Raw genomic sequence first — 15,779 nt, forward strand, 5'->3', positions numbered from 1 at the left:
CCTTCGCGGCCCAGGCTGATTTCTGACTTCCTTATTTCGTCCAAGGCAATTGACATGACCGACATTCAGAATAAGAACTACATCATTGCCCTCGATCAGGGCACCACCAGTTCGCGGGCGATCATCTTCGATCGTGACGCCAACGTGGTCTGCACCGCCCAGCGTGAATTCGCTCAGCATTACCCGCAAGCCGGTTGGGTCGAACATGACCCGATGGAAATCTTCGCTACTCAGAGCGCGGTGATGGTCGAGGCCCTGGCACAAGCCGGCCTGCACCATGACCAGGTCGCCGCCATCGGTATCACTAACCAGCGTGAAACCACCGTGGTCTGGGACAAGATCACCGGCCGCCCGATCTACAACGCGATCGTGTGGCAGTGCCGCCGCAGCACCGAGATCTGCCAGCAGCTCAAGCGCGATGGCCACGAGCAATACATCAGCGACACCACCGGTCTGGTCACCGACCCGTACTTCTCCGGCACCAAGCTCAAGTGGATCCTCGACAACGTTGAAGGCAGCCGTGAGCGTGCGCGTAATGGCGAGCTGCTGTTCGGCACCGTCGACAGCTGGCTGATCTGGAAATTTACCGGCGGCAAGACCCACGTCACCGACTACACCAACGCCTCGCGCACCATGCTCTTCAACATCCATACCCTGGAGTGGGATGCGAAGATGCTGGAGATTCTTGACGTGCCGCGCGAAATGCTGCCGGAAGTTAAGTCCTCCTCGGAAATCTACGGCCGTACCAAAAGCGGCATCGCCATCGGCGGGATTGCCGGTGACCAGCAAGCGGCACTGTTCGGCCAGATGTGCGTAGAAGCCGGCCAGGCCAAGAACACATACGGCACCGGTTGCTTCCTGCTGATGAACACTGGCGACAAAGCCGTGAAGTCCAAGCACGGCATGCTCACCACCATCGCCTGCGGCCCACGTGGTGAAGTGGCTTACGCCCTCGAAGGCGCAGTCTTCAACGGTGGTTCCACCGTGCAATGGCTGCGTGACGAGCTGAAAATCATCGCCGACGCCACCGACACCGAATACTTCGCCGGCAAGGTCAAGGACAGCAACGGCGTGTATCTGGTGCCAGCCTTTACCGGCCTGGGCGCTCCGTACTGGGACCCGTATGCCCGTGGCGCACTGTTCGGCCTGACCCGTGGCGTGCGCGTGGACCACATTATTCGTGCCGCCCTGGAGTCGATTGCCTACCAGACCCGCGACGTGCTGGACGCCATGCAACAGGATTCGGGCGAACGCCTCAAAGCCCTGCGTGTGGACGGCGGTGCGGTGGCCAACAACTTCCTGATGCAGTTCCAGGCCGACATCCTCGGCACCCAGGTCGAGCGCCCGCAAATGCGCGAGACCACGGCACTTGGCGCCGCGTACCTGGCAGGCCTGGCCTGCGGTTTCTGGGGCAGCCTGGACGAACTGCGTGGCAAGGCCGTGATCGAGCGCGAATTCGAACCACAGCTTGATGAAGCCGCCAAAGAGAAGCTCTACGCCGGTTGGCAAAAAGCAGTCAGCCGCACCCGCGACTGGGAACCGCACGAAGGCGCTGAATAAGCCAACCGCCGGACCCATATCGGGTTGTAACTGGCGGGGAGTCGATTGCTGCGGCATCATGGGCCACTTTTGTATGGCAGCCCAAAGGACGCCCCATGAATCTGCCTCCCCGCCAACAACAAATCCTCGAACTGGTGCGCGAACGCGGCTACGTCAGTATCGAGGAGATGGCGCAGCTATTCGTTGTCACCCCACAAACCATCCGCCGCGATATCAACCAGCTGGCGGACGCCAATCTGCTACGCCGCTACCACGGCGGCGCGGCCTATGACTCCAGTGTCGAGAACACCGCGTACGCCATGCGTGCCGACCAGATGCGTGACGAAAAACAACGTATCGGCGAAGCCATTGCCGCGCAAATCCCTGATCACGCCTCGCTGTTTATCAATATCGGCACCACCACCGAATCCATCGCGCGTGCGCTGCTCAATCACAACCACCTGAAAATCATCACCAACAACCTCAACGTTGCGACCATGCTCAGTGCCAAGGACGACTTCGATGTGCTGTTGACCGGCGGCAATGTGCGCCGTGACGGCGGTGTGGTGGGCCAGGCAAGTGTCGACTTTATCAACCAGTTCAAGGTCGACTTTGCCTTGGTGGGCATCAGCGGCATTGATGAAGATGGCAGCTTGTTGGACTTTGATTATCAGGAAGTCAGGGTTTCCCAGGCGATCATCGCCAATGCGCGCCAGGTGATTCTGGCGGCGGACTCAAGCAAATTCGGGCGCAATGCCATGATTCGCTTGGGGCCGATCAGTCTGGTGGATTGCTTGGTGACTGATCAGCAGCCGGTGCCGGCGTTGGTGCAGTTGTTGAATCAGCACAAAGTTCGGCTGGAAGTGGTTTAGCGCCTGTAGCACCGCCATCGCGGGCAAGCCCGCTCCCACAGTTGACCGCATTTTCATGTTGGAACCCGGTCAACTGTGGGAGCCGGGCTTGCCCGCGATAGCGATAGATCCGACACCAAAACTCCCGAGCATGCCCTAGGCTCATGTTCACAATTCTTCCTTTCTCTGCCCTTCGATGAGTTTTTTCAATCGAAGTCGGGTGGCTGTGCGCGCGTTTATCAGCTACCATTTTCGCAAATGAACATTAATGTTCGAATTCCAAGACGAAAAAGATCGCGAGGCCAGCCGATGAACCCTTCCACCTTGCCTGCTCCACCGCTTGCTGAAGTCTATGACGTTGCCGTAATTGGCGGCGGGATCAATGGCGTCGGCATTGCAGCAGACGCAGCCGGGCGCGGTTTGTCGGTATTCCTTTGCGAAAAGGACGACTTGGCCAGCCACACCTCTTCGGCCAGCAGCAAGCTGATCCACGGCGGCCTGCGTTACCTCGAACATTACGAATTCCGCTTGGTGCGCGAGGCGCTGGCCGAACGTGAAGTGCTGCTGGCCAAGGCCCCGCACATCGTCAAACAGATGCGCTTTGTCTTGCCGCACCGTCCGCACCTGCGCCCGGCGTGGATGATTCGCGCGGGCCTGTTCCTGTACGACCACTTGGGCAAGCGCGAGAAACTCGCCGGTTCCAAGAGCCTCAAGTTCGGCCCCGACAGCCCGCTGAAAAGTGAGATCACCAAAGGCTTCGAATATTCCGATTGCTGGGTCGACGACGCCCGCCTCGTGGTACTCAATGCCATGGCCGCCCGTGAAAAAGGCGCGCATATCCACACCCAGACCCGTTGCATCAGCGCACATCGCAGCAACGGCATGTGGGAAATGAACATGGAGCGCGCCGATGGCAGCCTGTTTTCGATCCGCGCCCGCGCCTTGGTGAATGCCGCCGGCCCGTGGGTCGCCAAGTTCATCAAGGAAGACCTGAAGCTGGACTCGCCTTACGGCATCCGCCTGATTCAGGGCAGCCACCTGATCGTGCCGAAACTCTACGAAGGTGCGCACGCGCACATTCTGCAGAACGAAGACCAGCGCATCGTCTTCACTATTCCGTACCTGAACCACCTGACCATCATCGGCACCACCGACCGTGAGTACACCGGCGACCCGGCGAAGGTTGCGATTACCGAAGGTGAAACCGACTACATGCTCAACGTGGTCAACGCGCACTTCAAAAAGCAGCTGAGCCGCGAGGACATCGTGCACACCTACTCCGGCGTGCGCCCACTGTGCAACGACGAATCGGACAACCCGTCGGCCATTACGCGTGACTACACCCTGTCGCTGTCTGGCGGCAACGGTGAAGCGCCGATCCTGTCGGTGTTCGGTGGCAAGCTGACCACCTACCGCAAGCTGGCCGAGTCGGCGATGGCGCAACTGGCGCCGTTCTTCACGCAGATGCGCCCAAGCTGGACCGCCACGGCGAGCCTGCCGGGTGGCGAAAACATGACTACGCCAGAAGCCTTGGCCGAAGCGATTCGCGCCAAGTTTGACTGGGTGCCGAGCGAAATCGCACGCCGCTGGTCCACCACGTACGGCAGCCGTACCTGGCGCTTGCTCGAAGGTGTGCAATCGTTGGCTGACCTGGGCGAACACCTGGGTGGCGGCCTGTACACCCGCGAAGTCGATTACCTGTGCGCCGAAGAATGGGTAACGCAACCGCAGGACGTGCTGTGGCGCCGGACCAAGCTGGGCTTGTTCACCACACCGCAAGAGCAAGACAACGTACAGCGCTACCTGTCCAAGGTTGAGCAGAACCGCGCGAAGATTGAAGCAGCCTGATCGCAGGCAGTAACGAGAAGCCCCTGTACCGCGAGGTCCAGGGGCTTTTTTTATGTCGCGAGTGCCTGGCGCTGATAACGCAGGCCCATGTCTCGAATCGCGCTGGACGCCGAGCCCAGCAGCACCGGGTAAGCGGCCTGCAGAAACCCCGGCGTCGCCGTCGCCAGCGCACGCTCAAGCCATGCGCAGGCCTGGGCTTCATCGCCCTCCGCCACCAACTCTGCGGCGTGGTTATATTGCCCACGAAAATCCCCGGCCTGCGCCGCGCGCTGATACCACGCTTTGGCTAGACGCACATCCTTGGGCACCACCACACCTTCATGGTGGAAACGCCCCAGCAGGTTCATCGACTTGGCGTGCCCCTTGTCCGCCGCCTGCGCAAACAGCGCATAGGCCGCCCCCAGGTCACGCTCTACACCGCGCCCACCGGTGAGCAATTGCCCGTAGTTGTACAACCCCCAATCCAGGCCCAGGTCGGCGGCCTGTCGATAATGCTGCGCCGCATCCGCCAGATCGATGACGCAGCCCCAGCCGTTCTCCAGGCAACGCCCGATCATGTTGATCGCCATGGGGTGACGCTGGCGTGCGGCGATACGAAACCAGCTCAGCGCCAGCGCCTCATCCTTCTGCACGCCACGGCCGTCGAGCAACAACTGGGCCAGCGTCGCCTGCGCATCGGCATCGCCCAGTTGCGCGGCATGCATGACCCAACGTGCATAGGTGCGTGGGTTTTCACCGATATCCGCTGCGTCGCTTTGCATGGCTGCCCTACACCGCGATCCAGGACCGCAAAAGTTTCATGAATTATTTCGTTACAAACTATTACATTTGAGATCCTTTATCAATTACGATCGCCTCTCACTTTCACCCACACGAGAATAATCAATGGCTACCGGGATCAGTTCTGCCCCCCTTTCATCGCGACATTTGCTCGCGTCGGCAGTGGGTTTGGCAGTGGCTGCGCAGGGAGGATTCAGTTATGCAGCGGAGACTGCAGCAGATGACGGCACGGGCGTAATCCAGCTCGGCGCGACCAGTATCGAAGGTCAGGCGCCGAGCCAGAGCACTTACAACCCCGCCGCTCCCTCATCCCCCAAGTACACCGAGTTGCTGCGCGATACGCCGCAGACCATCACGGTGGTGCCCAAGGAAGTCATTCATGACCAGAACCTGCTGACCCTGCGCGATGTGCTCAGCACCGTGCCCGGCATCACCTTTGGGGCCGGCGAAGGCGGCAGCGGTTATGGCGACAGCATCAACCTGCGCGGCTTCTCGGCCAGCGGCGACATCTACGTCGACGGCGTGCGCGACAGCGCGCAATACAGCCGCACCGACCCGTTCAACCTCGAACAGGTCGAAGTGGTCAGCGGCGCAAGCTCGGTGTATTCGGGTTCCGGCGCAGTCGGCGGCACCATCAACCTGGTGACCAAGCAACCTGAGCTGCGCGATAAAACCACTATCAGCGCCGGTATCGGCACCGATAGCTACAAGCGCCTCACCCTGGACACCAACCAGCAACTCAACGACACCACCGCCTTCAGGTTGAACCTGATGGCCCATGGTAACGACGTGCCGGGCCGCGATTATGAAGATTACTCGCGCTGGGGCATCGCGCCCTCGATCGCTTTCGGCCTGGGCACGCCAACACGCGTCACCGTCAGTTATGAGCATCAGAAAGACGACAACACGCCGCAATACGGCATCCCTATCTACAACGGCAAACCGATGCCGGGCGTGGGCTGGAGCGATTACTACGGCTACCACAACATCAATGACCAGCAAATCACCTCGGACGCGTTCAGCCTGAAGCTCGAGCACGACTTCAACGACGCCGTATCGGTGCGCAACTTCACCCGCGTCGAGCGCGTGCGCCAAGACCTGCGCGCCTCCGGCCCCGAAGGCGCCCAGGCCGGCTGCCTGGCCACCGGCACCCAGATCACCGGCGCCCCGTGTACCGCAGGCCTCGCGCCGGGCTACTTCCAGCCAAGCGGTGGCTCGCTGGGTAACGAGCGCAACACCCAGAACAAAATGTTCACCAACCAGACTGACGTGACCAGCCACTTCAGCACCGGTTTCGTCGAGCACACGTTGGTGACCGGCATCGCCATCAGCCGCGAGGAATACGAGGCGGACACCGGCAAATGGCTGACCAACGCCAACGGCAGCACCATCGTGCCGCCACCGGTCAGCTTCAGTGACCCGAACTCGGAGTGGACCGGCCCGGTCAACTTCACCCGTGCGGCGCACATCGACGGTGCGCTTAACAACCGCGCCGCCTATGCCTTCGACACGCTCAAGCTCAACCCGCAATGGGAAATCAACGGTGGCCTGCGCTACGAGCACAACGCCGGCAGTTCGGTGACCAATGCCTACTCCAGCACCGGCGTGGAAACCCCTGGCGGGCGCTTCGGCCAAGCGGATGACCTGACGTCCTATCGCCTGGCGCTGGTGTACAAGCCGGCCGAAAACGGCAGCATCTACATCGCCTACGGCAATAGCAAGACGCCGTCCCAGGCCAGCGTCAACGGCAGTTGCTACACCCCGGCCAAGAACAACACGGCCGCCATCAACAACTGCAACGTCTCCCCGGAAACCGCGGTCAGCTATGAGATTGGTACCAAGTGGGACTTCTTCGACAACGCCCTGTCGATCACTGGCGCAGTTTTCCGTAATGACCGCACCAACTACAAAGTCGCCAGCAACGACCCAACCAACCTCAGCGGCACGCAATCGCTCGACGGCAAGGCACGTGCAGACGGCGTTGCGCTGGGCCTGAGCGGCGCGATCACGGACAAGTGGAAGGTCTTCGCCAACTACACCTACCTCGACACCCGCGTACTGCGCAGTGCCAGCGACTTTACCCTAGCAACCACCGGGTTCGACGCGCAGAAAGGCGAACCGCTGCCGTTCACGCCCAAACATGCAGCCAGCCTATGGACGGTTTACGACCTGCCGTATGACTTCCAAGTGGGCTACGGCATAACCGCGCAATCCAAGCAGTACCTGGTCAGCGCCGCCGGGGCACCGACTGCGCCTGGCTACGCGGTACAGCGCGCGATGCTCGGTTATAAGGTCAACAAACAGCTGAACCTGCAGTTGAACGTCAACAACCTGTTCGACAAGGAATACCTGACGCGCATCCGTAACAACGGTTGGGCAGTACCGGGTGACGGGCGTGCGGCGGTGGTGTCGGCGGACTACACCTTCTAAAGCGTACACCTTCCCCTGTGGGAGATGGCCTGCGATGGCGGTCTTTTGGTGGTGTACATATCCGTTGCTGCGGTGATGGCTTCTATTGGTTCCGCTCTTACAGCGGGTCACTTTTGCAAGGACGCAAAAGTAACCAAAAGGTCCTCGCCCCAACACTCGGTGCCTCGCTTAGGCTCGGCATGCCCGTAATCCGACAGTGATTTGGGGGGCCGCCGCGATGGGCCATCCTTGGCCCAGCGCGGCTAAACCGGCGTCCTGCCGGTTTACCCCCCAAATCACTGTCAGATTCCGGCCATCGTGTTTGACGGGGCGATTTCAGATCAAGATCAAGATCAAAAGCGCAGATCAAAAGACCGCTGACTTCGTCATCGAAAAGGATGTAAGGGCCAGAGCAACAGCAACAGCAACAGCAACAGCAACAGCAACAGCAACAGCAACAGCAACAGCAACAGCAACAGCAACAGCAACAGCAACAGCAGAGCCATACTCGGTCAAAGGTGGGAGCTGGCTTGCCTGCGAAGGCATCAACTCGGTGTGCCTGATGTACCGAGGTGTCTGCATCGCAGGCAAGCCAGCTCCCACAGAAAAGCAGATCCCAGGTGTATGCAAATCCGCTTCAGCTTTTGATCTAACCACTCAGGTCGGCTTTCAGGCCGCCGTGCTGTAGATCTTGATCTGCTTTTGATCTGAGGCGCCCCGTTAACCACGATGGCCGAACGCAGGCTTGAATCCGTGGGTAACCCGGCAGGACGCCGGGTTAGCCGCGCTGGGCCAAGGATGGCCCATCGCGGCGGCCCACGGATTCAAGCCGGAGTGCGGGCATGCCGAGCCTAGGCGAGGCACCGAGTGGTGGGGCACAGACCTTTTGGTTACTTTTGGGGCGTTTGCCAAAAGTGACCCGCTATAAGAGCGGAACCAATAGAAGCCATCACCGCAGCAACGGATATGTACTCCCCCCAGACGCCAATATTTGTATAGATGCCTATGACCATCACAGGCAAGCCAGCTCCCACAAAAGCCCTGCTCGGAATACCTTCCTGAGCATTCGGTTTTCCGAACACCACACCCCACCCCATTCGGTTTGCCGGACCAAAGCGCTACAAATCCCTCGTAACACAAAGTTAATCTCCTTATAAATCAATCAAATAACCTTTTATTTCCGGTATGGCACGACTCATGCTCTACACTCCCTGACGATTGCCTGAGGCGCCTTAGGAGCCGTCATGGGCATTCGCAGTACAAAGAGAGCCGCTTAGCAGGCTTCATAAAAAAAACAAATGTCGAGGAAGTATTGATGCGCATCGTTCCCCATATCCTGGGCGCAGCTATCGCTGCTGCTCTGATCAGCACTCCAGTTTTCGCCGCCGAACTCACCGGCACACTGAAGAAAATCAACGACTCCGGCACCATCACCCTCGCTCACCGCGACAGCTCCATTCCGTTTTCCTACATCGCGGATGGCTCGGGCAAACCCGTGGGCTACTCCCACGACGTTCAGTTGGCTGTGGTTGAAGCCCTGAAAAAAGACCTGAACAAACCCGACCTGAAGGCCAAGTACAACCTGGTGACTTCGCAGACTCGTATCCCGCTGATCCAGAACGGCACTGCGGACCTTGAGTGCGGCTCCACCACCAACAACGCCGAACGCGCCCAGCAAGTTGATTTCACCGTCAACATCTTCGAAATCGGCACCCGTCTGCTGGTCAAGAAGGACAAAGATGGCAAGCCAACCTACGCTGACTTTGCCGACCTGAAAGGCAAAAACGTCGTGACCACCGCCGGCACCACGTCCGAGCGCATCATCAAAGCGATGAATGCCGACAAGCAAATGGGCATGAACGTCATCTCCGCCAAAGACCACGGCGAATCCTTCCAGATGCTCGAAAGCGGCCGTGCCGTTGCGTTCATGATGGACGACGCCCTGCTGGCCGGCGAAGAAGCCAAGGCCAAGAAGCCGGACGATTGGGTCATCACCGGTACTCCTCAGTCCTTCGAAGCCTACGCGTGCATGGTGCGTAAAGACGACCCGGCCTTCAAGAAAGCCGTGGATGACGCCATCGTCGCCCTGTACAAATCTGGCGAGATCAACAAGATCTACAGCAAGTGGTTCGAGAGCCCGATCCCACCAAAAGGCCTGAACCTGAACTTCCCGATGAGCGAAAAGGTTAAGGAGCTGATCGCTAACCCAAGCGACAAGCCAGCCCCTGACGTAAAAATCTGATACCTGACTAAGCTTATGCCCTGGGGGAGCCACCGCTCCCTCAGGCGTCTGTTACTACCTGCTGGCTTCAATGTGGAACACTCGACCTGGCGGTTTTCGAGCCGATCGCGTGTGCCTGGCGTTCACCGTCAGGCGGGAAAGGATCTTCCCCAAGCGGGTGCTTGTACATCGATCGATCTCGAGGGGAGACCCTAATGAATTACAACTGGGACTGGGGCGTGTTTTTCAAGTCCACCGGCGTTGGCAGCGAGACTTATCTCGACTGGTACATCGCAGGTTTGGGCTGGACCATCGCCATCGCTGTCGTGGCATGGATTATCGCCTTGTTGCTTGGCTCCATTCTGGGGGTCATGCGCACCGTGCCAAACCGTATCGTGGCGGGCATCGCGACCTGCTACGTGGAACTGTTTCGTAACGTGCCGCTGCTGGTGCAGCTGTTTATCTGGTACTTCCTGGTGCCCGATATGCTGCCGCAGAACCTGCAGGACTGGTACAAACAAGACCTCAACCCGACCACCTCGGCCTACCTGAGCGTTGTCGTGTGCCTGGGCCTGTTCACCGCCGCCCGTGTGTGCGAACAAGTGCGTACCGGCATCCAGGCGCTGCCACGTGGCCAAGAAGCTGCGGCGCGCGCCATGGGCTTCAAGCTGCCGCAGATCTACTGGAACGTGCTGCTGCCCCAGGCCTACCGCATCATCATTCCGCCGCTTACCTCGGAATTCCTCAACGTGTTCAAGAACTCCTCCGTGGCGTCCTTGATCGGCTTGATGGAACTGCTGGCGCAAACCAAACAGACCGCCGAGTTTTCGGCCAACCTGTTTGAAGCCTTCACCCTGGCCACGTTGATCTACTTCACCTTGAACATGAGCCTGATGTTGCTGATGCGCGTGATCGAGAAGAAAGTCGCGGTGCCCGGCCTGATCTCCGTGGGGGGTAAATAATGGACTTCGATTTCAGCGGTATCATCCCCGCCATCCCGGGCCTGTGGAACGGCATGGTCATGACCTTGCAGTTGATGGTCATGGGCGTGGTCGGCGGCATCGCGTTGGGTACGGTCCTGGCGCTGATGCGCCTGTCGTCGAGCAAATTGCTGTCACGCCTGGCCGGCGCCTATGTGAACTACTTCCGCTCGATCCCGCTGCTGCTGGTGATCACCTGGTTCTACCTGGCGGTGCCGTTCGTGTTGCGCTGGATCACCGGCGAAGACACCCCGATCGGCGCGTTCACCTCCTGCGTCGTGGCCTTCATGATGTTCGAAGCCGCGTACTTCTGTGAAATCGTGCGGGCCGGCGTGCAGTCGATCCCCAAGGGCCAGATGGGCGCAGCCCAGGCGATGGGCATGACCTATGGCCAGACCATGCGTCTGATCATCCTGCCCCAGGCGTTCCGCAAGATGACCCCGTTGCTGCTGCAACAGTCGATCATCCTGTTCCAGGACACCTCGCTGGTCTACACCGTGGGCCTGGTGGACTTCCTCAACTCCGCCCGTTCCAACGGCGACATCATCGGCCGCTCCAATGAGTTCCTGATCTTCGCCGGTGTCGTCTACTTCATCATCAGCTTTTCCGCCTCGCTGCTGGTCAAGCGTCTGCAAAAAAGGTTTGCCGTATGATCTCTATCAAGAACATCAACAAGTGGTATGGCGACTTCCAGGTGCTGACCGATTGCAGCACTGAGGTCAAAAAAGGCGAAGTGATCGTGGTGTGCGGGCCATCGGGTTCGGGCAAATCCACCTTGATCAAGTGCGTCAACGCACTGGAACCGTTCCAGAAGGGCGACATCGTGGTCGACGGCACCTCCATCGCCGACCCGAAGACCAACCTGCCCAAACTGCGCTCGCGCGTGGGCATGGTGTTCCAGCACTTCGAACTGTTCCCGCACCTGACCATCACCGAAAATCTGACCATCGCGCAGATCAAGGTATTGGGCCGCAGCAAGGAAGAAGCCACCAAAAAAGGCCTGCAGCTGCTTGACCGTGTTGGCCTGTCGGCGCACGCCCACAAGCACCCGGGCCAGCTCTCCGGCGGCCAGCAACAACGTGTGGCCATCGCCCGCGCCCTGGCCATGGACCCGATCGTCATGCTGTTCGACGAACCGACCTCGGCGCTCGACCCGGAGATGGTCAACGAAGTGCTCGACGTGATGGTGCAACTGGCCCACGAAGGCATGACCATGATGTGCGTGACCCACGAAATGGGCTTCGCGCGCAAAGTGGCCGACCGCGTGATCTTCATGGACGCCGGCAAGATCATCGAAGACTGCCCGAAAGAGGAGTTCTTCGGCGACATCAGCGCCCGCTCCGAACGCGCGCAGCACTTCCTTGAGAAAATCCTGCAGCACTAAGTACGCTGAATACAGGCAGTGCTGACAGGCTTGTCTGTGGCGAGGGAGCTTGCTCCCGCTGGGCTGCGCAGCGGCCCCAAAAGCTGGGAGCGCTTCGCTCTCCAGCGGGAGCAAGCTCCCTCGCCACGATCAGCATTCCCAGGCAAAGATCCTTGTATTCACATTGGTAGCTGACCCAAGGCATCTGTGATGAAATGCGACCCCAACCAATTTCGCGCCGCACCGCCATCACTTGCCGTGAAACCTCGTCTGATTCGCCAACTGTTCCTGCCGCCGTTGATCATCGCCCTGATGATCGGCTTGGGTTACATCGGCTTCTGGGTCAGTGAGTACTATGGCATCCGCACCCTCAGCGACAACGGCGAACGCCAGCTGGAGCTGCATGCCCGCACCGTCGAAAGCGAGCTGAGCAAATACACCTACCTGCCCAGCCTGTTGGAGCTGGAGTCCAGCGTCTCCAAGCTGCTGGCCGACCCGAGCCAGGAAACCCGGCAAACGGTCAACGATTACCTCGAAGGCCTGAACCGACGTAGTCGCAGTCGGGCCATCTACGTGATGGACACCACCGGCCGCGTGCTGGCCACCAGTAACTGGCGCGATGCCGACAGTTACCAGGGTGAAGACCTGTCCTTCCGTGCCTATTTCCAAAATGCCGTACGCGGCCAGCCCGGCCGTTTCTATGGCATTGGCAGCACCAACGGCGAACCTGGTTACTACCTGGCCCACGGCCTCGAAGAGCACGGCAAGATCATCGGCGTGGCCGTGGTCAAAGTGCGCCTTGAAGCACTCGAAGAACGCTGGCAGCGCGCGCGTCTGGAAGCCTTTGTGAGCGACGAGAACGGCATCATCATTCTCTCCAGCGACCCGGCCCGGCGCCTCAAGGCCGTGCGCCCGCTGAGCGATGACACCAAGGAACGCCTGGCCCACAGCCTGCAATATTACTGGGCGACATTGAACGAGCTGGAGCCGTTGGCCCGCGAGCGTCTGAACGAAGGCACCGAGAAACTCACCTTTCCGGCCAACAGCGAAGTGGTGGCCGACGAGCGCGAAGTCAGCTACCTGGCCCAGACCCGCCCGCTCAGTGACACGCCGTGGAACTTCACCCTGCTGACCCCACTTAACGACCTGCGCCGCGCCGCGATCAATCAGGGGATTCTGGTGGCGGTGGCGTTTGGCCTGGTCGCGTTCCTGCTGATTGCCTGGAACGAGCGGCGTAAAGTCATCGCCACCCGCCTCGCTGCGCGCGAAGCCTTGCAGGAAGCCAACAGCCAGCTGGAACGCCGGATTGCCGAACGCACCGCCGACCTGCGCGCCAGTAACGAACGGCTCAAGGGCCAGATCCGCGAGCGCCGCCAGGCCGAAGAAACCCTGCGCCGCGCCCAGGATGAACTGGTGCAGGCCGGCAAGCTGGCGGCCATCGGCCAGATGTCGACCAGCATTGCCCATGAACTCAACCAGCCACTGGCGGCCTTGCGCACGCTGTCGGGTAACACCGTGCGCTTCCTGGAGCGTGGTGCCCTCGACACCGCCAGCGCCAACCTCAAGACCATCAACGAACTGATCGACCGCATGGGCCGCATCACCGCCAGCCTGCGCTCGTTTGCCCGGCGCGGTGATGACCAAGGCGAAGCCAACCTCGGCAAAGCCGTGGACGCCGCCTTCCAGGTACTGGGCGCCCGTCTGGACGGCCTGCCGTTGACCGTGCACCGTGACTTCTCCAGCGCGCAATTGCAGATCGACCAGACCCGCCTGGAGCAGATCCTGGTCAACCTGATCGGCAACGCGCTCGACGCCATGCAGGCGCAACCGGCGCCCGAACTGTGGCTGGACGGTCACAACAGCGAGGGCAAATACCGCCTGCTAGTGCGCGACAATGGCCACGGCATCGACCCCGAAGCGCGCAAACATTTATTCGAACCGTTCTTCACCACCAAACCCGGCGAACAAGGCCTGGGCCTGGGCCTGACCCTTTCCGCCAGCCTCGCGGCGGCCACCGGCGGCAACCTCGCCGTGGAGCACCCGGCCAGTGGTGGTACTGCCTTTGTCTTGTGTCTGCCGTTGGTGGGCACCCAAAAAGCTGAGTCGACATGATGAGTACCGATCCTAAAGACCTCACCGTTCTGATCGTCGAAGACGACCCCCATGTGCTGCTCGGCTGCCAGCAAGCCCTGGCGCTGGAAGACATTCACAGCGTGGGTGTGGGCAGTGCCGAGGAAGCGCTCAAGCGCATCGGCGAGAACTTTGCCGGCATTGTCATCAGCGATATTCGCCTGCCCGGCATCGACGGCCTGGAGCTGCTGACCCGCCTCAAGGCCCTGGATAAAAGCCTGCCGGTGGTGCTGATCACCGGCCATGGCGATATCTCGATGGCGGTCGGCGCCATGCGCAATGGCGCCTACGACTTCATGGAGAAACCCTTCTCCCCCGAACGCCTCGTCGACGTGGCGCGCCGCGCGCTTGAGCAACGTGGGCTGGCACGGGAAGTCTGGTCGCTGCGCCGCCAATTGGCCGAACGCGACTCGCTGGAAGGCCGCATCATCGGCCGCTCGCCCGCCATGCAGAACCTGCGCGAGCTGATCGCTAACGTGGCCGACACCTCGGCCAACGTGCTGATTGAAGGCGAAACCGGCACCGGCAAGGAACTGGTCGCGCGTTGCTTGCACGATTTCAGTCGACGCCACGACCATCAGTTCGTTGCCCTGAACTGCGGCGGCCTGCCGGAGAACCTGTTCGAAAGCGAAATATTCGGCCACGAAGCCAACGCCTTTACCGGCGCGGGCAAGCGGCGCATCGGCAAGATCGAACACGCCCATGAGGGCACGCTGTTCCTCGACGAAGTGGAAAGCATGCCGATCAACCTGCAGATCAAACTGCTGCGTGTGTTGCAGGAACGCACCTTGGAACGCCTGGGCTCGAACCAGAGCGTGGCGGTGGATTGCCGGGTGATTGCCGCGACCAAATCCGACCTCGACGAACTGAGCCGCGCCAGCCAATTCCGTAGCGACCTTTACTACCGCCTCAACGTCGTGACCCTGGAACTACCACCGCTACGCGAACGCCGTGAAGACATCCTGCAATTGTTCGAACACTTCCTGCAGCAGTCATCACTGCGTTTTGACCGCAGCGTACCGGAGTTGGACAACCAGACCGTGTCGACCCTGATGAGCCATGACTGGCCAGGCAACGTGCGTGAACTGCGCAACGTTGCCGAGCGTTTCGCCCTGGGCTTGCCGGCCTTCAAGAAAAGCGGCGCCGGCACCAGCAATCACGGCCTGGCCTTTACCGAAGCGGTGGAAGCCTTCGAGCGCAACCTGCTCAACGACGCCCTGCAACGCAGCGGCGGCAACCTCACCCAGGCCAGCCTGGAACTGGGAATGGCCAAGACCACGCTGTTCGACAAGGTCAAGAAATACGGGTTAAGCCACTGATGGACTTACTCTTGAAAGCCGCCCTGGGCGCGGCGGTGGTGCTGATCCTGGCGGCGCTGGCCAAGACCAGAAATTACTACATCGCAGGCCTGGTGCCGCTGTTTCCGACGTTCGCGCTGATCGCGCATTACATTGTCGGCAAAGGCCGTTCGTTGGACGACTTGAAGACCACGATCCTGTTTGGGATGTGGTCGATCATTCCGTATTTTGTGTATCTGGCGACGCTGTATGTGCTGGTCGACCGCATGCGCCTTGAAGCGTCACTCGCCGTGGCGGCGGTGGCATGGCTGATGGCGGCGACGGTGTTGGTGAGCGTGTGGGTGCGCGTCCACGCCTGAC

At 60.3% G+C, this 15,779-nt stretch carries 12 protein-coding genes; 11 read left to right on the forward strand and 1 reads right to left on the reverse strand.

The window, feature by feature from the left end:
* The first annotated feature begins 54 nt into the window (after window positions 1–54).
* The 3 genes from glpK (at window position 55) to glpD (ending at window position 4,238) form a co-directional block, all read left to right on the forward strand.
* Window positions 55–1,560: a glycerol kinase GlpK gene (gene glpK / locus P5706_RS26800; RefSeq protein ID WP_017137034.1), complete on the forward strand. Its 1,506-nt coding sequence runs from the start codon at window positions 55–57 to the stop codon at window positions 1,558–1,560.
* A 95-nt stretch (window positions 1,561–1,655) separates the two neighbouring features.
* Window positions 1,656–2,411, forward strand: coding sequence for a DeoR/GlpR family transcriptional regulator (locus P5706_RS26805; RefSeq protein WP_010212755.1), 756 nt, complete (start codon window positions 1,656–1,658; stop codon window positions 2,409–2,411).
* Between the two features lie 288 nt (window positions 2,412–2,699).
* Window positions 2,700–4,238 carry a glycerol-3-phosphate dehydrogenase gene (gene glpD / locus P5706_RS26810; protein ID WP_200433022.1) on the forward strand — a complete coding sequence of 513 codons (1,539 nt, stop codon included), beginning with the start codon at window positions 2,700–2,702 and terminating at the stop codon, window positions 4,236–4,238.
* A gap of 50 nt (window positions 4,239–4,288) precedes the next feature.
* Here glpD and P5706_RS26815 read toward each other — a convergent pair whose 3' ends face one another.
* Entirely contained in the window at window positions 4,289–4,999 is a 711-nt protein-coding gene (locus P5706_RS26815; RefSeq protein ID WP_285683105.1) for a tetratricopeptide repeat protein, read from the reverse strand.
* A 124-nt stretch (window positions 5,000–5,123) separates the two neighbouring features.
* Between P5706_RS26815 and P5706_RS26820 the strand changes: the two genes are divergently transcribed.
* The 8 genes from P5706_RS26820 to P5706_RS26855 all read left to right on the forward strand — a co-directional run bounded on the left by P5706_RS26820 (window position 5,124) and on the right by P5706_RS26855 (window position 15,778).
* Entirely contained in the window at window positions 5,124–7,448 is a 2,325-nt protein-coding gene (locus P5706_RS26820; RefSeq protein ID WP_285683107.1) for a TonB-dependent receptor, read from the forward strand.
* A 1,294-nt stretch (window positions 7,449–8,742) separates the two neighbouring features.
* The gene (locus tag P5706_RS26825) at window positions 8,743–9,669 is read left to right on the forward strand and encodes a glutamate/aspartate ABC transporter substrate-binding protein (RefSeq protein ID WP_138816611.1); all 927 of its coding nucleotides are present in this window, start codon (window positions 8,743–8,745) and stop codon (window positions 9,667–9,669) included.
* A 194-nt stretch (window positions 9,670–9,863) separates the two neighbouring features.
* On the forward strand, window positions 9,864–10,610 hold the full coding sequence (locus P5706_RS26830) for an amino acid ABC transporter permease (protein WP_099548514.1): 747 nt from the start codon (window positions 9,864–9,866) through the stop codon (window positions 10,608–10,610).
* Window positions 10,610–11,281: an amino acid ABC transporter permease gene (locus P5706_RS26835; RefSeq protein ID WP_017137030.1), complete on the forward strand. Its 672-nt coding sequence runs from the start codon at window positions 10,610–10,612 to the stop codon at window positions 11,279–11,281. The genes P5706_RS26830 and P5706_RS26835 overlap by 1 nt, the downstream gene beginning before the upstream one ends.
* The gene (locus tag P5706_RS26840) at window positions 11,278–12,012 is read left to right on the forward strand and encodes an amino acid ABC transporter ATP-binding protein (protein WP_003188952.1); all 735 of its coding nucleotides are present in this window, start codon (window positions 11,278–11,280) and stop codon (window positions 12,010–12,012) included. Before P5706_RS26835 ends, P5706_RS26840 begins: the two co-directional genes overlap by 4 nt.
* 189 nt (window positions 12,013–12,201) lie before the next feature.
* The gene (gene aauS / locus P5706_RS26845; protein WP_285683113.1) at window positions 12,202–14,103 is read left to right on the forward strand and encodes a two-component sensor histidine kinase AauS; all 1,902 of its coding nucleotides are present in this window, start codon (window positions 12,202–12,204) and stop codon (window positions 14,101–14,103) included.
* Complete coding sequence (gene aauR / locus P5706_RS26850) at window positions 14,103–15,440, forward strand: two-component response regulator AauR (RefSeq protein WP_200434455.1); 1,338 nt, start codon at window positions 14,103–14,105, stop codon at window positions 15,438–15,440. Before aauS ends, aauR begins: the two co-directional genes overlap by 1 nt.
* Window positions 15,440–15,778, forward strand: a complete 339-nt coding sequence (locus P5706_RS26855; protein ID WP_285683115.1) for a GlpM family protein — start codon at window positions 15,440–15,442, stop codon at window positions 15,776–15,778. Before aauR ends, P5706_RS26855 begins: the two co-directional genes overlap by 1 nt.
* Window position 15,779 lies beyond the last annotated feature (1 nt).

The sequence above is a fragment of the Pseudomonas sp. ChxA genome (assembly GCF_030263855.1).
Taxonomy (GTDB): domain Bacteria; phylum Pseudomonadota; class Gammaproteobacteria; order Pseudomonadales; family Pseudomonadaceae; genus Aquipseudomonas; species Aquipseudomonas fluorescens_CB.